The sequence below is a fragment of the Spirosoma aerolatum genome (assembly GCF_002056795.1).
In the GTDB taxonomy this organism is placed as follows: domain Bacteria; phylum Bacteroidota; class Bacteroidia; order Cytophagales; family Spirosomataceae; genus Spirosoma; species Spirosoma aerolatum.
Map to the genome: position 1 here is coordinate 3,728,337 of NZ_CP020104.1, position 21,083 is coordinate 3,749,419.

The following is a 21,083-nucleotide window of genomic DNA, read 5'->3' on the forward strand; positions in this document are numbered from 1 at the left end:
ACCCGCGTTACGTGTATGAATATAGCAACGACCCAGCCTAAAGTGAAAACCGGTACCCCACCGATGTTGATTGCCGCCCGCATTGCCCGGATTCTGGTCGGAATCGTTTTTATTTTTTCGGGCTTAATTAAGTTAAACGACCCGGTCGGTACGCAGATCAAGTTCGAAGAATATTTCGAAGTTTTTGCCCAGGATGTGCCGTTTCTGCACGATTTCTTTATGGGTTTAGTGCCATTTACCCTGGTTATGTCGGTATTATTCTGTGCTGCCGAGGTAATTTTGGGGGTTGCCCTACTGGCTTCCTATAAGCCTAAGGTAACGGTTTGGCTGCTGTTTTTCCTGATCATTTTTTTTACGTTCCTGACGTTTTATTCGGCCTATTTTAATCGGGTAACCGACTGCGGCTGCTTTGGGGATGCCATTAAACTCAAACCCTGGACTTCATTCGGGAAAGATGTCGTTCTGACCGTACTGATTCTGTTCATTATGGGGCACCGGAACCGGTTGCGTTCCAGAAATACGGGCTGGTTGGTTGCGCTAACAATCGTATTTACGCTAGGGCTGGGTATGTATGCGGTTCAATTCCTGCCTCCCATCGATATGCTGCCGTATGCTGTTGGCAAAAGTATTCCGGATCAGATGAAACCATCGGAGCCATTGCGGTATAAATACTTGATGGAGAAAAACGGTGACGTGACCGAATTTGACAAATATCCGACCGACCCGAGCTACAAATTCAAGGAGATGGTACTGGTCAATGAAAAGGCAAAACCGAAAATTACGGATTACCGCGTCTGGAATGATGAAAGTGATTTCACGCAGCAAACCTTTGAAGGGGAAAAACTTTTCATCATCATCAAGAATACAAAAGACATTGATGCCGGTAGCCTGCCCGCTATTCGGGCATTGGTTGAAGGATTAAAGGGATCGGCTGTGTCGCCATTTATTCTGACATCGACCAGCGACGATGAGATTAAAGCATTTCGGAAAGAGTTTCAGTTAGAGAACGTACCTTATTATAAAGCCGATGCGACCGTGTTGAAAACCATCATGCGGTCTAATCCGGGTACATGGCTCCTGAAAAATGGTGTTGTCCGGGGTAAATGGCACTACAATTCAACGCCCGATGCGGCTGAAGTGAAACAACTTGTGATTGAGTGAAAATTAATGAGTGAAAGAGTGAAGGAGCGAAAGAGTGAAAAGCTGACGCAAGCAAGTTTCACCCTTTCGCTCTTTCACTCTTTCACTCTTTACATTTGATGAAAAACATCTTCCTGATAGGCATGCCGTCGTCCGGCAAGAGTACGCTGGGGAAACGCATTGCCGATGCCCTGCATTACCGTTTTGTAGATACCGATAAAGTGATTGTTCGGGAAGAAGGACGATCAATTGCCGATATTTTTGCCCAGTCGGGAGAAGCGTATTTTCGGGAGATTGAACGACGTGTTTTGCGCACCATACATCCCGGTAGTAGTAAAGTGGTATCGACGGGTGGTGGGATGCCCTGCTTTCATGATAATATGGCTTATATCAATGCCACAGGCATATCGATCTTTCTGGATGTGCCCATAACCATTCTGGTCAATCGGATAAGGGCGCATGCCCAGGATGACCGACCGCTTAATAATCCCAGCAATCCTGAACTGCCACTAATTCTGGAGAAACGCTACGAATCGAGGCTTCCTATCTATAGCCAGGCTACCATCACGATAACGGGCGAGACAACGGAAGAGGAGGTGCTCAGACGACTGGGCGAATGGCTTTAAATGGTTACAATTTCTGGGATAATTATATGAATTGAGGGAATAGAGGATAATTGGTTTTCAGTAAGTTTATTTTTTGTATACTGGTATATTTTTTTTGCCAATTTTAGAGGAAATTCGCTCAGTATGCGTTTCTTCGTTATTTGTCAACTTCTTCTTTTTATAATTAAATCTGATTGGTTAATGGCTCAGCCCAAAGGCTGGCAGGAATTGACCATCTCCAATGGGTTGTCGCAGGGAATGATTTTTGATCTGAAACAGGATCAGAAAGGGTTCATCTGGATTGCAACTAAAGATGGCTTGAATCGCTACGACGGGTACAACTTCAAGGTTTTTACCCACGACCCCTACGATGCATTCAGCATTTCCGATAACGCCTGTTCTGCTTTATTGATTGATCGGAATCATCGGCTCTGGATCGGTACACTAAACAAAGGCCTTAATCTTTATGACGACCATACCCGGCGATTTTATCACGTAGCTATTCGGGATCGGACGCTGGCGAACGGAACAAATTACGAAATCAGAGGACTGGCCGAAGATCCAGAAGGAAACATATGGGTAGGGACGAATGCCGGTAAACCCTTTAAAGTCAGTTTGCCCGCTTCACTACGAGCAAAGTTCCCTGATCAGGCCGATTTTACAAACCAGGTACAGATCAGTGCGCTGTCCATCGTTAAGGAACTAACGAATCACCCCAATCTCGCTTTTAGTTTTAAATCGTCGGGTGAGGCACTTACGGCATTGGATAACGGTGTATATGCGTTTAACTGGAAAAAGCCTTCTGCGCTTGCCAGGCTAACGCTTTCCGCTGACACATCGGATATTTTTGATTTATACGAAGATGCAGATCAGGGTATTCTGTTTGTTAGTACCAAACATCGGATCGACTGCTGGTATAAAGGTAATCGGAAGGCAATTGCCCTGTCCGATATAAGCGATATGGGGGTACAGATTGAACCTATTGCTAAAAGCCTGTTGGCCATCAGTACCGTTAGTCATCTCTGGTTATTATCGCCAGGTGCCCTGTTTCAGAAAGATAGTCTGACCGTACAGGATGCATTCATGACATTTCCTCCAAATTTGTATGCGGTTACGCAGGTGCTTAACGATCACACCGGTAACATTTGGGTAGGTACTAGTGGCTATGGAATCCGTAAGTTTAATCCTAAGGTCAATCAGTTTCATTCGTATCTGCCCCATACATCACTGTCCTATCTCTATGTCGATCAACAGGGGAGGACTTATGCTCGTTACCAGTTTTCATATGGATTAGTAGATCGAAAGTCGAATCAGTTAGTCCCCTTTCTGGACCCTAAACTGTCGGAAGCCGATCGGCGGCAGCGGTATTTTATGCAGGATCGGCAGGGAACTTTCTGGATGTCGAATGCAAATTTTCAGACGCATGCACAGAGTCTATTCAAGTTTTCCAGTTCATGGCAATTGCTGAAGAAATTCCCCTTGCCATCAGGGGTTGATTTTGGTTTATGGGGCAATCAAACGTTGGAAGACCCGTCCGGTTGTTTATGGATTGGGGCTACGAATGGCAAATTGCTTCGTTTTGACCCAAGTACAGAAACGTTTCAGACATTTCAATACTTATCGAAAAGTGGTCCTGAAACAGAAACATATGCCCTCCTTCGTGAGCCAGATGGTACCTTCTGGATTGGCACCCAACAAGGACTGATCAAAGCCGCGCATCTTCCTGAAAAGCCGGTATATACTCATTTCAGAAACTCGATCACAAATCGGCAGAGCCTGAGCAATGATTTTGTATTGAGCCTGGCTAGTGACCCCTATGAACCCCAGCGGTATCTCTGGGTTGGGACAAAAGGGGGCGGACTGGAACGGCTGGACAAACAAACGGGCCAATTCAGGCACTATACCGAAACGGACGGGCTCCCTAACAAAGTAGTATACGGTTTGTTGACCGATTCGTTCCGTAACCTGTGGCTTAGTACCAACCGGGGGGTATCACAATTCAATCCCCGATCAGGCCATTTTCGGAACTACACCCAGGCTAACGGACTACAGGATGATGAGTTTAACACGGGTTCTTTTTTTAAGTCACCTTCCGGTGAATTGCTGTTTGGCGGAGTCAACGGCCTGACTGCGTTCGATCCGGCGGCATTGTTGAAGGATAGTCAGAAAATTCCGACTGTAAATATCCTTGAACTGCGGATCAATAATAAGCCGATTGAAGTAGGCCGAAGCGAACATATCCTGCAACAGAGTATTGATTACACGCACCAGCTTGACTTACGACACGATCAGAACCTGCTCACGTTTGAGTTTGGTGTGATGGACTATACAAATTCGGCCAATAATCGATACCGATATCGCCTAATCGGTATTGACGACGACTGGGTTGAGGCAGGTAACAATCGGTTTGCTAATTACGCTCAATTGCCTGATGGGAGTTACCAGCTTCAGATGATGGGATCAGTGGATGGAGAGCATTGGAGCAAACCTCTTGAATTGCAAATTCGTATTGCTCCGCCTTTTTACCGAACCTGGTGGGCCTATCTGGTCTATTTGATAGGGTTGGTGCTGGCGGTCTGGCAACTTAACAGGTTCCAAACGCAACGGCTATTATTGCAGCAGCAGGTGGCTTATGAACAAAAAGAAGCGGGTCGACTGGCTGATCTGGATGCCCTCAAAACCCGCTTTTTTACCAACATATCGCATGAATTTCGGACGCCCCTTACCCTGTTGCTTGGACCAATCAACGACCTGCGGCAACGGTATCCGACCGATACACTCTATCAGATCATGCATCGGAATGCCAATCGGCTCCAAGTGCTGATCGGTCAACTGCTCGATCTGGCTAAACTCGATGCGGGTCAGTTACAGTTGGATCGGCAACCGGGCAACCTGGTCGACGACATTCGGATATGGATCGCTTCGTTTGAGTCGCTGGCCCAAAGCCGGGGAATTACCCTGGTTTTGGCCCAGAACCAACCCCAACAGTGGATGCTATATGATGCTGATAAGCTTGAAAAAATTGTAACCAATCTGATTTCGAATGCCCTGAAGTTTACGTCTGCGGATGGACATGTGCAGATCGATGTTGTCTATCACGCTACTAAACCAGGACTCACGATCTATGTAAAGGATACAGGTGTTGGTATTGCGCCAGACCAGATAAGGCATATTTTTGATCGATTCTATCAAGCCGATGATAGCCAGCAACGGGGGTATGAAGGTACTGGAATTGGGTTAGCGTTGGTCAAGGAACTGGTTGTTGCCATGAACGGCCAGATATGGGTCGATAGCCAGCCAGGTCAGGGTACCACCTTTACCATAAATTTGCCACTAGACCAGGCGCAGGCACCTATTCAGATTGATGCATCTTCGGTTGTGCCAACGGGTACTACCACGACGAATGAGAGTAGGTTCATAAACGTGTCGGAAGGGGAGGAAGAATTAGTATCCTCATCGGGCAAAACTGTTTTAGTGGTCGAAGACAATGATGACTTACGGATGTATATTCGGCATATACTGGAGCCCGTCTATATCGTTACAGAAGCGGTTGATGGGCAGGAGGGACTCAGTAAAGCTATCGAAACATTGCCTGATCTGGTCATTTGTGACCTGATGATGCCACGGTTGGATGGCTTCGGTTTCTGCAAACAGCTCAAAATACAGGAGGCTACCAGTCATATTCTAGTGGTGATGCTTACCGCCAAGGCGGACATGGAGAGCCGTATAGAAGGATTGAGGATGGGGGCTGATGATTACCTGACCAAGCCTTTCGATCGTCAGGAGTTATTACTTCGGGTACGCAATCAGCTACTGCAACGAGAACGATTGTTCGAATGGTTTACGGTTAATCGAGTAAATCAGCAATCAGCATTAATGGCTCCGGTCGCCCTTTCTGCCGAACAAAAGTTTCTAGATCGGTTGTCAGATGCCGTGCTGCAACACATCGATAACCCCACGTTTAACGTCGAAGCACTGGCCGAAGCGGTTAATCTGAGCCGTGTACAATTGCATCGAAAGCTAAAAGCACTGACCGATACAACTGCTACCAACTTTATTCGTGACATTCGGCTTGCTCAGGCAGCAAGTTTGCTCACCGCACAAACCGACAGTGTAACGCAGGTAGCCTACGCCGTTGGCTTCGATAACCTGTCGTATTTCGCTAAAGTATTTCAGGAGAAATATGGCATTCTTCCGTCGCAATATGGTAAGCAATCACTATCGGAGCCTTAGGATAAAAAAGCTTTTAGTCATTTAAAAAACCGCTTTAAACCGTTCATTACATGGTGGCTCAAAGAAAATGTCCGTTAGGGGCATGGAGCGAGAATGGCTGACGCAAGCCAGATTTTACGTCAGCCATTCTCGCTCCTTTAAAAGAATACCCCCATCGACAGCATAAGATTCGTATACCGATTGTTGGTAGCAACGGTTGGCGTATCTGAGCTATTAGGTAATTCGAAAGGAGCATACCCTGATTTATAGGTCAGAAATGAACCTGATAAGTCCGCAAAGAACCGATCATTACGAACGCCAAGCCCAGCCGAAAGCAACAGTTTTGACCGGTCGGCTTTGGCGACCCGGTCCAGGTCTATTTTATAGGCACTGGGTAAATAACTAGCCCCAGCCCGCAGACGTAAAATACCTGCTCGGATCTCGGCCCCTGCCCGAAAATTGATTACATTCTGGTAAGTGTCCTGTACGAATCGCTTAACATCATTTTTAAAATCAGTATTGTCCTGCTGATTGGTAAAGGCCGATGTCCGCACCCGCATTCCCTGGTAATTGACGTATTCAGCCGTAGCTGTCAGGAAACCGATTTTTCCGTTACCCAGAAAATACGTTGCACCACCAGAAGCTCGTAATGGTGTTTGTAACGTGTACGAGAAATCATTCGACGGGTCAACCACATCTACGTAGTTTGTTGTTAACACCAGCTTCGGGTCTTTGGCAACGGCGTTGAGCGTTTGACCAAACGTTTCATTGGCACTACTGAATGTGGGTGAAATAATTGTTGCCCCGACCTGGAACTGAGGAACGAGTTTATAAATAAATCCTAATGAGGCATTGATACCACTCCCTTTTACATCCAGTCGATTGGTCTGTCCATAGTTACTGAACACGGCGCCATTAACGGGCGTTTCCAGAAAAACCACTTCCGACGAGTAACGGAGGTGCGTTAACGCCAGAGAGCCACCAATGTAAAACTTGTCGTCTAAATTACCCGCATATGCCAATGTCAACTGTGAGTGACTCCCCGAACGATTGATCGTTGACCGCTGATCTTTTTGCACCGTTGCATCGTAGCGAGTGTACGGAGGGCCTGAACCATTCGTACCCAAGTTGGTCGGGTTAATCAGATAAAGGCCATAGGCAGCTGCTTCCCGGAAATCAGCCTGTTTGCTATTTGGGTAAAATGAATCGCTTAGTTCTTTTTCGCTGTAAGCGGCCGAATTAGCGGCATTGATATACGTTTGTGCAATGGAGGAGTTTGGATTGTTGTTCAATCCACGCGCGTCGACGTAATCGAAAAAATTGACGTTCTGCGAATAACTTACACCAAATGCGCTACGACGCCAGCGACGGCTACCGTTACTACTTCCTGGCAATATCAAACCAAGCTGACCGATGCTTACTTTTCCCGCACTGCTGTTGGTTTGCGAACCTAAAAAAGTATTCTGATTATTGGCCGACGTAAACATCGGACTAATACTTAGCTCAGAACGATTATAAAAGGCAAGCCCAGCGGGGTTGCCCGATAAGTTACTGGCATCCCCACCCAGCGCGGCATGATTACCACCAATGCCCCTGAACCGGGCGGTTCCATTCTGACTGAAATCGGAATACCGAAACGCATCATCAGCATATTCATAAGACGCTCCCTGGCTAAAAGCCAGATGCGAAAGCAACCCCAGGGCTACTGTAAAATAAAACGGTTTAGTCATGTTCGTAAAGCTTTATAAAAGCGGTTGGTGGCATATGCGATATCTATACGCATTAGAACACCATAACGTATAAACGTTTAACAGGCGTAAAATTAGTTTTTGATGTTTACGAATAGGCTAACGCGTCAACGTATCTTAGGGGAGACCGCCCTAAACTGCCCATCGAATATCGTAAACCATAATTAAAACGAAAATCCCCGCTAATTGTCCTAACTAGCGGGGATTTTTTATCAAAATTTAAGCAAGATTATTAGCGTGGGCCACGGCCGCCTGAGTGGCCACCGCCACCCGAGAAGCCTCCACCTCCGCCACCACTGGGGGCGCTGAAGCTTGGCGAGCTAAAACTACGGCTTGGCGCACTGTTAAAGCTAGGCTGGTTGTGGCTAGGCTGGCTGAAGCTTGGTTGCGATTGCTGGTAGCTGCCTCGGCTCGGCTGGTTAAAGCTCGGTTGACTGTAACTCTGGCTTTGGTAACTGCTGCGGTTGTTGCCGCCTGTAAAGTTACCACCTGATGGCGTGTAGCTACCCCGGCTGCTTTCGCGTGGACGAGAGTAATACTCTGAACTACCTGAATTGCTATTATAAGAAGGAGCGGCAGAGTTGGCACTTACCCGACCATTGCTGCTGGCACTATTATCGTAGTAATAATTGCCCCGACTGCTGCCATTGCTTGGACGGGCATAATACCCATCCCCCGAGTCGTAGTCGTATTAGTTGCTGCGGCACGGCCACCGTTTGGATTGTACGAGCGGGCCGAATTATCAAAAGCAGATGTGTAACGACCAGACGATCGTTCAAAAGTTCGATTGTATGTCCGGTTCCGATAGGGATCAGCACCCGTCACGTAGACGTTGTTTACGTAGACAGGGTTGTAGAAACCGCCGTATCCATAATAGGGTGAGTAGAATGGACTATAGAAACCACCCATGCCGTACGCATACGAACTGTAGAATGGATCATAGAAGCTGCCGTAACCGAATGGCGAATAAAATGAATTGTACGCATACGGGCTGTAAAATGGGCTGCCGAATCCAAAACTGAAGCCTGGGTAACCATAACCAAAGGCTCCCATTCCTAAACCTAATCCCAGACCCGAATAGAAGCCCGTGTTGTTGAATCCCCAGCGATTCCAGCTATACGCCGACGTAGTTGCTGCATTGTACCCATTCACGAAGCCCGAGTTATAGGCATTAGTACCATCGTCGTTCCAGCCCGGATCGGGTGATAGACCACGGTTCAGTTTACGGGCACTCAGTTCGGTGTAATAATCGTCGGTGTTGGAGTTGTAACCCTGTTGTTCGTCGTTGTAATCAGGGTTCGCATTGCGGTTCAACCGCTGCTGACGTTGTGAGCGGCTGTAAGGCTGCGCACTGTACTCATCAGATTGCCGATTGCTGGCGTAGACTGGTGAGCTACTACCTGCGCTACCATATAGATCATCTACGTCACTGGCGTTCTGTGCCGTTTGCCGACTGGAGGTACAACTCCAGATGCTCAGCAGCGCAGCCAACGTCAGATAAGAATATAGTCGTTGCGTTTTCATTTGGCAAGGGAATTAAAAGTAAAAAAGCTCATGCTTACTGCCTCGTCAATACTATAACACAGGATTGACTGGTTTAATTACAAAAATAGAGCAAAAACTTATCTTTGCAACTTCTTACCTATTAGACTCCAAATAGTTAATTAAGGTTTAATTCGTTTCTAAAATTAGTTTGACGTTTATTGCCTGATTGGTGAGTTTGGCTGATTTACAAACAGTTCGCGTTTCGTCTGCTGTGAAAGTTAGTCAAGTTAACCCGTCAGGTGCCGACCGTCAAACGTCAATTGTATGGCTAAAGCAATTCCGTCCCGTAGTGAAAACTACTCCGAGTGGTACAATGAGTTAATTAAAAAAGCCGACCTGGCCGAAAATTCGGCAGTTCGGGGCTGTATGGTTATTAAACCATACGGGTATTCAATCTGGGAAAAAATGCAGCGTGCTTTGGATGATATGTTCAAGGAAACGGGCCACACCAATGCCTATTTCCCGCTATTTATCCCCAAATCGTACCTCAGCAAAGAGGCTTCACACGTGGAAGGATTTGCCAAGGAATGTGCCGTGGTAACGCACTATCGGTTGAAAAATGCTGAAGATGGGTCGGGCGTAATTGTCGATCCGGAAGCCAAACTGGAAGAAGAACTTATTGTACGGCCAACTTCAGAAACGGTTATCTGGAGTACCTACAAAAATTGGATTCAGTCATACCGTGATTTGCCACTGCTGATAAATCAATGGGCCAATGTGGTTCGCTGGGAAATGCGTACCCGCATCTTCCTGCGAACAGCCGAATTTCTCTGGCAGGAAGGGCATACAGCCCATGCAACGGCCGACGAAGCGCAGGCCGAAACCCGCCAAATGCTGGATGTGTATGCACAGTTTGCCGAAGAATGGATGGCTGTGCCGGTCATTAAAGGTGCTAAGACGCCCAATGAGCGTTTTGCCGGAGCCGAAGATACGCTTTGCATTGAAGCGATGATGCAGGATGGTAAAGCCCTTCAGGCAGGAACGTCGCACTTTTTGGGGCAGAATTTTGCCAAAGCGTTCGAGGTACAGTTCCTGAACAAACAGAATCAGCTGGATTACGTTTGGGGAACCTCCTGGGGCGTTTCGACCCGATTGATGGGGGCATTGATCATGGCTCATTCCGACGATGATGGGCTGGTTTTACCGCCCAAACTGGCGCCGATTCAGGTGGTCATCATACCGATTTACCGTACTGAAGAACAACTTGAACAGATTTCGGCTAAAATTAAACCACTACTTCAGGAGCTTCGTAAAGCTGGTGTTTCAGTCAAGTTCGATGATTCGGATGCCAATAAACCCGGATGGAAATTCGCTGAATATGAACTCCGTGGTGTACCTGTTCGACTGGCTATGGGGGCTCGGGATCTGGAAAACGGCACCGTCGAAATTGCCCGACGTGATCTGAAAACAAAGGAAACTGTGCCATTCGACGGGCTGACCGAACGGATTAAAGCCTTGCTGGAGGATATTCAACAAACGATTTACAACAAAGCGAAAGCGTTCCGTGAGGAACATACCTTTACCGTCGATACGTTTGAGGAGTTTCAGGCGCAGATTGAAAACGGATTTCTGCTGGCCCATTGGGACGGAACAGCTGAAACAGAGGAAGCTATTAAAGAAGTCACCAAAGCGACGATACGTTGTATTCCATTCGACCAGCAGCCTGAAGAGGGCGTTTGTGTTTATTCCGGTAAACCGTCAAAAGGACGCGTGGTATTTGCCAGAGCCTATTGAGTGAAACACAGTGTGTGCTACATGCGGATCGTGATCGGGGCCAGTTACGTAACTGGCCCCGTTTTTTGTTGAAAAAATCCAGGCCCTTTCTGAGGTAATATCAGGTCGATCAATGCTTTTCCAGTGGATACTCGATGAATAACGAAGCAACAAGAAGCTATTGTGTAGAATGTACATTTTGTGGAGCAGATTCGTCGGTTGAAACGGGCGGTCTGCCGATGTTTATGCGCTTCCGGTCTATTGCGTTTCCGAGAGTGGATAAACTGCTGTTGATTTGATTGATAATTTGTATTTCTACATGAGCCGATAGGGTAATTCTTGTCGAAAACCTAACAAACCAGCCTATGAAAACCAGACGTTCGTTCCTACGCGATACGGGAGCGTTGACCTTGGGAAGCTTTATTTTGCCACAACTGTCTCAAGCTACGTCACTTTTTAGCCCGCTAGCCTCACGGCCCGTTGGCTTACAGTTATTTACCCTGTTCCGGCCCATGAGCGAAGACCCGAAAGGGACGCTCGAAAAAGTTGCAGCCATTGGTTATAAAGAAGTTGAATCGGCCTTTAGCCTGAAAGGGGGGTATTACGGCTATACAGCAAAAGAATTTAAGAAAGTAGTTGAGGGTCTTGGTATGAAATGGCGTGGACACCATGCCGGTGGAGCCCCGTTCCGACCACGGCCTACGCCCCCAGCCAGCATGACCGGAACAGCCGGTGGCGGCCCTGCGGCTGGCGGACAACGACCAGCGATGGACTTTTCCAAGATGCCCCCTATGCTTAACCTGCGGGATAATTATCAGGAGTTGGTCGATCAGGCTGCAGAAGGAGGCTTGTCGTATCTCGTATGCGCCAGCACACCCGTGGCTACCGTCGATGAAATTCAGAAATCGATCGAGGTGTTTCAGAAAACGGGTGAGGCCTGTAAGAAGGCGGGAATCGGATTTGCCTATCATAACCACGCAACCGAGTTCGATCCGGTAGAAGGGGGCAAAACGCCGTACGAACTGATTCTGTCCCAAACGGATAAAGACCTGGTAAAGATGGAATTGGATCTGGCCTGGGCCGTTAAAGCCGGTAAAGACCCCGTCAAGTTATTTGCCGAACATCCAGGCCGTTTCCCACTATGGCATATCAAAGACATTAAGTCTGATCTGAAAACGATCACCGAAGTAGGCAACGGCGTCGTGAATTTTAAACGTGCATTTGCGGCTGCGAAAACGGCAGGATTGAAGTATTTCTTCGTAGAGCAGGATATGGCAGCTCAACCCTTTGAGAGTATAACAACCAGCTATACGTATTTAAAGAATCTACAGGCTTAATAACCCTTGCTATGAATCAATCAATTTATACTCGAAAATCCTGGCTGGCCCGCTGGAAACGCCCATATACGGTAGCTTTAAATAGTCTGCTGGTGTTGGGTTTGGCCTCGTTCGTGGTCGATGAAGGGGCCATGAAACCCGACGAAAGTCGATTTACACCCGTCGTACTGGCCGAAGATCTTGATGAGCCGATGGTGTTTGACGTGGCCAAAGATGGAACGGCCTACATCATCGAACGGAAGGGAGCTTTCAAAAAATATGATCCGGTTACCAAAACCGTCGATCTGATTGGTACCATTCCGGTCAATACTAAATACACTTCTGCCGAAGGACGGGTGACCGAAGCCGAAGAAGGGCTGATGGGGCTGAGCCTCGACCCAAATTTTGACCAAAACCACTGGGTGTATCTGTATTACGCGCACCCGACGGAGAAAAAACATATGCTGACACGCTGGGAGCTACGCGATGGTAAGCTGGTCGATAAGTCGGAGAAAGTCATGCTTGAAGTGGCAACCCAGCGCGAAGTATGCTGCCATACGGGTGGGGGCATGACCTGGGATCGTTCTGGAAACCTGTATCTGACGGTTGGTAACAACACGGGTAATCAGCAGGCGGCTCAAACCGATGAGCGCCCTGGCCGTAGCAGTTGGGATGATCAGGGACATGCCGGTAATACAAATGACCTGCGTGGAAAAATCCTGCGTATCCATCCGCAACCCGATGGAACCTATACCATTCCCGATGGAAACCTTTTTCCAAAAGGGACGGCGAAAACCCGACCTGAAATTTATTCAATGGGGCACCGGAACGCCTGGCGCATTTCTATCGATAGCAAAACCGGCTATGTGTATTGGGGGGAAGTTGGACCCGATGCGACCTCCGATTCGGAGATTGGCCCACGAGGATACGATGAGTTGAACCAGGCTCGGAAACCAGGGAATTTCGGTTGGCCGTGGTTCGTCGGCAATCGGCAGGCGTTCCCGGTGTATGACTACGGCGAAAAGAAACCCCTTGAGAAAAAAGATCCCGATCATCTGGTCAATAGTTCGCCTAACAACACAGGTTTGCGCGACTTGCCGCCAGTGGCTCCCTCGTTCATTTACTACCCCTATGGTGTGTCGGAAGAATTCCCGCTGGTCGGTACGGGGTCTCGTTCGGCAACGGGTGGGCCCATCTATCACCAGGCTGACTTTAAAGGGGCCAAGCGCCCCTGGCCAGCGTATTACGAGGGCAAATGGATCGCCACAGATTTCTCGCGGGGTTGGATTATGGCTATTACGATGGATGCTGAGGGTAACTATAAATCGATGGAGCGTTTTCTGCCCAGCTACCATCCCGTTGAGCCAATCGATATGAAATTTGGCCCCGATGGCGATATGTACATTCTGGAATACGGTAGCAACTGGTTCCGAAAAAGCAATAACTCCCGACTGGTGCGAATTGAATACAATGGGGGTAACCGAAAACCCATCGTGTTTGCATCGGCCAGTAAGCAGGGAGGCACTGTACCACTGAAGTTAACACTGTTGGCAGATGGCACCAAAGACTACGATGGCGATAAACTGAAGTATCAGTGGAAAGTATCGGCACCCGGTGTGGCCCCGAAAGTGTTTCATGAAGCCAATCCGGCCGTTACGTTCGATAAGCCGGGTGTGTATACTGCCCAATTAACGGTGACGGACCCTAAGGGAGCTTCGAATAGCCAGTCGGTGAAAATTATTGCAGGCAATGAGCCACCTGCGGTAGCGGTCAATCTGAGCAGTAACAAAACGTTTTTCTTCCCGAACCAGCCGATCCAATACGCGGTTAGCGTCGATGATAAGGAAGATGGTAGTTTGACGGATGGTAAAATTACACCGGCACGGGTGGCTATGAGTATCGATTACACCTCCGAAGGGTTCGATTATGCCGAAGTGGTACAGGGGCAGCGGAGTGTCGATGCATCGACCCAGTACGCTGTTGCGCAGGCGCTTATCAGTCAGAGCGATTGTAAGGTTTGCCATCAGGTAGCCAGTAAATCGGTTGGGCCGATGTTTACGGCAATTGCGGCCAAATACAAAGGCAATGCTGATGCGACTGAAAAGCTGGTCAAGAAAATACGTAATGGTGGGGTTGGTGTCTGGGGTGATGTCGCTATGCCTGGTCACCCGGCCATGTCGGTTGCCGACGCCGAGACCATTGTGAAATATATTCTGAATGTCAACGAGAAAACATACAGTACGTTGCCAGCAAAAGGAACTTATGTGGTTAAATTGCCTGAAGGCGACAATGGGCAAGGGTCGGTTTTGGTACGAGCCGCTTATACCGACAAAGGAGGAAAGGGTGTTCCGGCCCAGACTTCCGAAAATCTGATAGTACTTCGTAGTGCGCAGGTGTATGCGTCCAGTGCAGCCGTTGTGAAAGGAGCTGAATTGAAGGCACGAGGTATGGGAGCAGGCATGAACGTGATTCCATACGCAAATTCATACATCGGTTTTCAGAAAATTGACCTGACCGGTATCAAAAAACTTGACCTGAATGCGTCTGCACAGCGTCGGGAAGGGAGTGCGGGCGGTACGATAGAAGTACACATCGATTCGCCCACAGGTCCCATGATTGGTGAAGCGACACTGGAAGTGGCCCCGGAGGTGGATATGGCGAAACTGATGGCACAAATGGAATCGGGGGCTGCCAATCAGCCCGCAGCCGGAGCCCCGAAAAGCACATCAACTGCCGCAGCGGCTACCCCGCCACCTGCCAACCCGTTCCGACGACCCATTCCATCAGTTAAGATGGCGTTGAAAGATACCGAAGGCATTCACGACGTTTATTTTGTCTTCAAGAATGACAAAGCCAAATCGATTCAGCCCCTGATGTCGCTGTCGAGTATAAAATTTATGGACTCTGTAAGCCAGTAGGCTGGTGAAAAATAGGTTGAGGGTTATTGTCTGAACGGTTTAGTTGCTTGGTTTTTAAGTGACTAGCTTTTTTTGGACGATAACCCTTGACTTGTTTTTAAACTTTCCAATCTTCTGGCGAGTTGCTAAAAATTAGTGATTGAGTAAACGCATGCCGGAAGTTCCGGTATTTTTGTAGCATTATTACAACAAACCATTTGTATCATGGCACAAGCAAAATCTGGCGACACCGTTCAGGTTCATTATACTGGCACGTTAGCCGATGGAACGATTTTCGATTCGTCGGCAGGGCGAACTCCACTTGAATTTACGGTGGGCAGTGGCCAGGTGATTAAAGGCTTCGATGAAGGCGTTGCCGGCATGAACCAGGGCGAAAAGAAAACGATCAATATACCGGTCGAAGATGCGTATGGAGCAGCGAATGAGGAGATGATTTTTACGCTGAACCGTTCGGATATTCCCGATGATATTCCCCTCGAAGAAGGGATGACCCTGAATATGCATGAAGATGGAAACCCTCGACCTATTCCGGTTATTGTTCGTAAACTCACCGATACCAGTGTAACGCTGGACGCCAATCATCCGCTGGCTGGCCATGATCTGACTTTCGAAATCGAACTCGTTGGTGTCAAATCCCCCTCTGGATTAATTTTATAACTAGTAGAGCATGACGAGTGAAAGATCAGGCTTATGCTTCACTCGTCATGCTTTGACCAGGTCTTCCAATTCCCGAAGGGCTGTTTGTATGCCCCGTAGATTAGCGCGGGCTACGTAAGCAGCCAACGCCACCGTAATAGCCCCTACATTCAGGGCAATTACAGGGTCCCCGATTCGGGTCAGACTTGTTTGAGCCTCTGTCGTTGCTTCCAGAATCTGAGTAGCTATATCAATCGCATTGGTAAAGGCTGGTCGGGCAACATGCGTCTGCAAATCCTGCGATCGGTTCAGTAGGCTGTTCTGATAGGCATTGAGGTCAAGTTGCTGCTCATGAGACAATTCAAGCCAGTGGTGTACCTGGTATTCGTTCAGAGCACGAGCCATTTCGCAGTACCCACGAGTGATGTCAAGAATTTGAGTTGGTGTAAAGTCTTCCATAAACAGATTCAGCAAGAATCGGCTCATTACTTGCAAATCAGACTGACTTGCCAGGTTAAGATAAATCACTCCCCGGCACCACGACTTAATTTTTGAACGAACGGTCAAAATAAAAAAGAGATTCAAAGCCCGGAGCTTTTCAGGCAAACCTGAACCCTATACATTCCGTTAATCACTTATGAATGGAATGTCGCATGCCGTTGGATATGCCTGTATTAATCTGAGTTTACAGGCCAGCAAGATCACTACTAACCGGGGAATGGTCCGGAAAACCTTTACCCAGCGGGGTATTGCCTATGCCTCCGAACTAGCGCTGAAAAACGTTCAGGATCTACTAACAATCGTAGACTGGAACCTGAAAAATGGAATTCGGCTCTTTCGTATTTCATCCGACCTATTCCCCTGGGCTTCGGAATACCGTATTGCCAGCCTTCCTGATTTTCCTGCTATTCGGGCTACACTCGAAGAAATCGGTAGGCGTCCAATCCGGCTGACGATGCATCCGGGGCCCTTCAATAAGTTGGCTGGTGAAGGGAGTGTACTAGCTAATACGCTGGTGGATTTGGAATACCAGTCCGAAATTTTTGACCTGATGGGCTTAACGCCCTCGCACTGGAACAAGATCAACATTCATGTAGGAGGCACGTATGGCGATAAGTCGGCCACCTTAACTCGATTTGCTCAGAACTTCCAGTTACTTTCTGAAAATTTACGCGCTCGTCTGACGGTTGAAAACGACGATCGACAGAGTCTGTATACCGTCGCTGATCTGGTATCGGTCTATGAGCGAACAGGTATCCCAATTGTCTTCGATTATTTTCATCATTCGCTGAACCCCGGTCATCAGACAGAAGAAGAGGCCTTCCTGACCGCTTACAATACCTGGGATGTACGACCCGTTTTTCATTATTCCGACTCCCGGCAGCAACATGAAGATCCCAAAGCCCGACAGGAAGCCCATGCCGATTGGCTCTATACAGTTCCGAATACCTACGGAAAAGAAGTGGATATCGTGTATGAGTGTAAGATGAAAGAGTTAGCGCTTATTAAGCTGAAAAACAGCTAGTTGTAGGGTTAACAGAAAATACTATTTTACCGTTACTGATGTAGTAATGAATCTTACGCATTTATTTCCTAGTAAACAGTAACTTACTAGCTCACCTTTCACTCTTAATCCAATAAATTCAATCGTCTTTCTTGACTTCAAGGCGGGTAGTCCATTTAAAAGCATCCACCCTTCGCTACATCGCTACTCTGGATAACCAGCCCCGCATGTATTTTTCCTGGACGGGTGCTTTCTCCGCAATGTCAATGTATCGATACCCCTGTAAGATGTTGAGCACTTTAAGCAGTAGGACCGGGTTGGGGTGCTGGTTGGTTAAAGTGACCGTTTGGGAGCCAACAATACCATCCACCGGAAGATCAGGATATAGCTGCTGATTCTGATTCAATACATTCAGCGCCCGTTGTAAAAACTGGGCTGCAACAGTAATTCCCATATTTACCCCCGTATCGAAAAGCTCGTTGGCAATGTTCTGATTGTTCAGCGCATCCAGCCGAAGAACGTCCCAATAGTTGGCTTTATAGCGGGAGCGTACCAGAACCATTAGCTTTTTATTGGCAAACATGACCGAATCGAAGTTCTTGCGAGCCGTTGTTTTCTTGATCTGGTCAATGATTGTCCAGCCTGCCCAATCACTGTTGGCATTTCGGGATATACCACCAAAGGTTTCTCCACCCATGTCGTCGGGGTCATTAGCGTAACCGGCCTCCACGTTCAGGGTAATGTTATAGCCTATATCAAAATTTGCCATCTGTTCAGTACGTTAAAGCTCGAAAGGAGAAAAGTCCGCTATAGTGGTTAAGAACATGGCGGACTTTCTAATACAGTTTACCCGTCACTAAGCCCGCAATCACCGAGGAAATTTCAAGTTGCAAGGTATTTGTTACGGATTTATTGAGTTGCCAAACCTTAGTCTTCGGTCGATCTCTTTCGTAGGCGGCTGAAGTATTCTATGGTCGCCCTATTTCGAGCATTGACAATCATCGAAATCGTTTCATTCTACTTAGCAATCGTATCGTTAGTTGCTGATCAACAATGGATTGGTGTTGAGTCTGGATCATCGACCTAGTATCACGAAGAGGCTTTTCGGAACAAAAAAGCCCGCTACCTTCCTGGTAGCGGGCGGAACTGGTTGGGCGGTCAGACTTGTCCGAAAAGACTAGCCGCTAAGTTGAGATTGTAGTGAACTGACCGAGGTGGGTCAATTGATCGATGTGAGTGGCTTAGTGCCGAACATCAACACGCGTAATGAACTGCTTCTGGCTTGGGCCGACAACGAAGGTATAAGCACCATCGGGCAGGCTCGACAAATCGAACCGGCGGCTTTCGCCCTTGAACGAATCCGTCTGAACCAGAACGTTTTGCGTATCGTAAATAGCTACCGAAGCTGTCTCTACATTTTTGGCTGGCAGAACTACTTCGAACTTGTTCTTTTCATATGCTGTCAGGATAGGCTCAGCCACCTGTTTCAGGCTACGCTCATCAACCGACACAGCGTTTGATTTGATCGTAATCCCTTGCGACATCCACCAGGCGCTGTTACCGGCTGTCAGATAGTACTGACCATCGGGAAGGTTGTTCAGATTGAACGAAGTAGCACCTTTAGCGTTTTTAGCGATGAAACCCTGGTACAACACGTTGCCGTCAGCATCGATGATAGCCACGTCAACAGAAGCACCAGGCTTTGTATATACACGTACTTTCTTTTGTTCGGACTTCTCAACTTTCACACCACCCATTCCTGAACCATTGTCGGCTTTGACATCTCCCATGCCTGCCAGACTCCATACTGACAAGAGTACAGCAATTGATAAACGGAACTTTTTCATTGGTTTGAAATTTTGTTTTAACCGTTACAAATTTGTGGGGTAAACTAGGTTTAATGCAATAGGTGGATAGGTATATGATGAATTTGGGGTGAATATTCTTGATTATGTACAAATTGCTATTTGTTAAATAGGGTGATTGTTGAAAAAGTACAAAAAGTCCCTCTTAATTACTAATTAATTGTATTTTTCTAATATTTCTAAAGAATAGGACTTTCGACGTTTGAAAACCTAGTTTTTATGTGTATAGTACAATTCGTTGATTTTTGGTATTTTTTCAATATTCTGAATACGTATGAATTAGTTCTCGACCTAATGATATCTCTATTGGAAAAATATAATTTTTTGATTGAATAACCATGGTTGATTCCAGGGGAGCAAGTTGATCTTTTACGGAAAAGGCCGTATTTATGTCCAACTTATCCTAAGAACCATGCAGGCACTCGACTGGCAACGAAAAATCTACCTGAATGGCTTCGCTGGAAACACGCTAGCGATTCCGCCTGATTTCACCCAACTCGAACAGGCCGCCAGTCGACGCCTGTCGTCTGAAGCGGCTGCGTATATCATTGGGGGAGCCGGTCATGAACAGACGATTCAGGCCAATCGAAAAGGTTTTGAGCGGTGGCAACTGGTTCCCCGTATGCTGCATAATGTCGAGAATCCTGACCTGAGCATCGACCTGTTTGGCGAAAAATTGCCTACACCTATCGTATTGGCGCCTATAGGTGTTCTGGAAATGGCCCACCCCGATGCTGATCTGGCGGTAGCTAAAGCTGCTACCTGTATGCAGATTCCGGCTATTTTCTCGAATCAGGCTTCGGTGTCAATGGAAGACTGTTCATCTGTGATGGGTAATACCCTGCGTTGGTTTCAACTGTACTGGAGTCGTTCGCGTGAGTTGGTCGCCAGTTTTGTCAATCGGGCCGAAGCCTGTGGTTGTCGGGCTATTGTGCTGACCCTCGATACCACGATGCTGGGTTGGCGAACCCGTGATCTGGCGCTTGGCCATTTGCCCTTCCTGCATGGAAAAGGATTAGCTCAGTACACATCTGACCCTGTTTTTCAACGGTTACTTGACGATTTTCTACAACAGCCACCGGCTGCTCGTCCATTCATTACGTTCTCAACCTTACAGCATCTGTTGGGAGCGGTTCGTCGGTATCCCACTGGTTCGTTTTTGACGAAGCTTCGATCGGGGAGGGCAATGGGGGCCGTTTCGTTGTTTTCCAGCATCTATACGAATCCAGCCATTACCTGGGATGACCTGTCTTTCCTGCGTCAGCACACCCGACTGCCTATTCTGTTGAAAGGTATCCTGCATCCTGATGATGCCCGCAAAGCAATTGATTATGGGATGGATGGGATTATTGTTTCCAATCATGGAGGCCGTCAGGTAGATGGGGCCATCAGTACGATCGAAGCGCTACCGGGTATTGTAGCCGCTGTGAAAGATCAATTGCCCGTGTTACTCGATAGTGGGATTCGGGGAGGAGCTGATGTAGTGAAGGCGCTGGCGCTGGGTGCACGCGCTGTCTGCTTGGGGCGGCCTTACGTGTATGGGCTGGCTCTGGGTGGGCAGACTGGGGTCGAAACCGTGATTCAGCATTTACTGGCCGATCTGGAGTTAACTCTTAGCCTGAGTGGACATAAATCAGTAGCCGAATTAACTCCGGATAGCCTGCGCCCAGCCTGAGCAGCCAGGACCAACCCGATTTTTATTGCGATGATCTGTAACCACTCCCTTAGGGAGCCGTTAAATTAAATTCATTTAATCTGATTCCTCAAACTGGTAGCAGACCGCGATAGTTAGTAGTTTGGCCGCGTAGCCTTCCAGATAAAGGGCCGCAGGTTACTGTATTTGCGATGTCGTCTAATCACTGTAATCGACATGGCGATTTG

Annotated in this window: 14 protein-coding genes; 9 read left to right on the forward strand and 5 right to left on the reverse strand. The window is 47.7% G+C overall.

Annotated elements, in window-relative coordinates; genetic code table 11:
• The first annotated feature begins 15 nt into the window (after window positions 1–15).
• The 3 genes from B5M13_RS14990 (at window position 16) to B5M13_RS15000 (ending at window position 5,978) form a co-directional block, all read left to right on the forward strand.
• Window positions 16–1,161 (forward strand): BT_3928 family protein, encoded by a 1,146-nt coding sequence (locus B5M13_RS14990; protein ID WP_080056448.1) that lies wholly within the window; start codon window positions 16–18, stop codon window positions 1,159–1,161.
• Window positions 1,162–1,259: 98 nt separating this feature from the next.
• The gene (locus B5M13_RS14995) at window positions 1,260–1,766 is read left to right on the forward strand and encodes a shikimate kinase (RefSeq protein ID WP_080056449.1); all 507 of its coding nucleotides are present in this window, start codon (window positions 1,260–1,262) and stop codon (window positions 1,764–1,766) included.
• Between the two features lie 180 nt (window positions 1,767–1,946).
• Window positions 1,947–5,978, forward strand: coding sequence for a hybrid sensor histidine kinase/response regulator transcription factor (locus tag B5M13_RS15000; protein ID WP_245860015.1), 4,032 nt, complete (start codon window positions 1,947–1,949; stop codon window positions 5,976–5,978).
• 137 nt (window positions 5,979–6,115) lie between these two features.
• Here the strand turns inward: B5M13_RS15000 and B5M13_RS15005 are convergent, their stop codons facing one another.
• Together B5M13_RS15005 and B5M13_RS15010 are read right to left on the reverse strand one after the other, a co-directional pair.
• On the reverse strand, window positions 6,116–7,687 hold the full coding sequence (locus B5M13_RS15005; protein ID WP_080056451.1) for a hypothetical protein: 1,572 nt from the start codon (window positions 7,685–7,687) through the stop codon (window positions 6,116–6,118).
• A 606-nt stretch (window positions 7,688–8,293) separates the two neighbouring features.
• Window positions 8,294–9,229: a hypothetical protein gene (locus B5M13_RS15010; RefSeq protein ID WP_245860016.1), complete on the reverse strand. Its 936-nt coding sequence runs from the start codon at window positions 9,227–9,229 to the stop codon at window positions 8,294–8,296.
• A 285-nt stretch (window positions 9,230–9,514) separates the two neighbouring features.
• Here B5M13_RS15010 and proS point away from each other — a divergent pair, with 285 nt between their 5' ends.
• The 4 genes from proS (at window position 9,515) to B5M13_RS15030 (ending at window position 15,854) form a co-directional block, all read left to right on the forward strand.
• Entirely contained in the window at window positions 9,515–10,984 is a 1,470-nt protein-coding gene (gene proS / locus B5M13_RS15015) for a proline--tRNA ligase (RefSeq protein WP_080056452.1), read from the forward strand.
• 344 nt (window positions 10,985–11,328) lie between these two features.
• Window positions 11,329–12,300: a sugar phosphate isomerase/epimerase family protein gene (locus tag B5M13_RS15020; RefSeq protein ID WP_080056453.1), complete on the forward strand. Its 972-nt coding sequence runs from the start codon at window positions 11,329–11,331 to the stop codon at window positions 12,298–12,300.
• Window positions 12,301–12,311: 11 nt separating this feature from the next.
• On the forward strand, window positions 12,312–15,197 hold the full coding sequence (locus tag B5M13_RS15025) for a PQQ-dependent sugar dehydrogenase (RefSeq protein WP_080056454.1): 2,886 nt from the start codon (window positions 12,312–12,314) through the stop codon (window positions 15,195–15,197).
• Window positions 15,198–15,401: 204 nt separating this feature from the next.
• A complete protein-coding gene (locus B5M13_RS15030; protein WP_080056455.1) occupies window positions 15,402–15,854 on the forward strand; it encodes an FKBP-type peptidyl-prolyl cis-trans isomerase in 453 nt (150 codons plus the stop codon).
• A 45-nt stretch (window positions 15,855–15,899) separates the two neighbouring features.
• Here B5M13_RS15030 and B5M13_RS15035 read toward each other — a convergent pair whose 3' ends face one another.
• Window positions 15,900–16,319 (reverse strand): hypothetical protein, encoded by a 420-nt coding sequence (locus tag B5M13_RS15035; protein ID WP_080056456.1) that lies wholly within the window; start codon window positions 16,317–16,319, stop codon window positions 15,900–15,902.
• 151 nt (window positions 16,320–16,470) lie between these two features.
• On the opposite strand from B5M13_RS15035, the gene uvsE reads away from it, so the two are divergent.
• Complete coding sequence (gene uvsE / locus B5M13_RS15040) at window positions 16,471–17,358, forward strand: UV DNA damage repair endonuclease UvsE (RefSeq protein WP_080056457.1); 888 nt, start codon at window positions 16,471–16,473, stop codon at window positions 17,356–17,358.
• A gap of 175 nt (window positions 17,359–17,533) precedes the next feature.
• Here the strand turns inward: uvsE and B5M13_RS15045 are convergent, their stop codons facing one another.
• Together B5M13_RS15045 and B5M13_RS15050 are read right to left on the reverse strand one after the other, a co-directional pair.
• Entirely contained in the window at window positions 17,534–18,106 is a 573-nt protein-coding gene (locus tag B5M13_RS15045) for a glycoside hydrolase family 108 protein (RefSeq protein WP_080056458.1), read from the reverse strand.
• A gap of 472 nt (window positions 18,107–18,578) precedes the next feature.
• Complete coding sequence (locus tag B5M13_RS15050; RefSeq protein WP_080056459.1) at window positions 18,579–19,184, reverse strand: T9SS type A sorting domain-containing protein; 606 nt, start codon at window positions 19,182–19,184, stop codon at window positions 18,579–18,581.
• Window positions 19,185–19,614: 430 nt separating this feature from the next.
• Between B5M13_RS15050 and B5M13_RS15055 the strand changes: the two genes are divergently transcribed.
• Window positions 19,615–20,877 carry a lactate 2-monooxygenase gene (locus tag B5M13_RS15055; RefSeq protein WP_080056460.1) on the forward strand — a complete coding sequence of 421 codons (1,263 nt, stop codon included), beginning with the start codon at window positions 19,615–19,617 and terminating at the stop codon, window positions 20,875–20,877.
• Window positions 20,878–21,083: the final 206 nt, after the last annotated feature.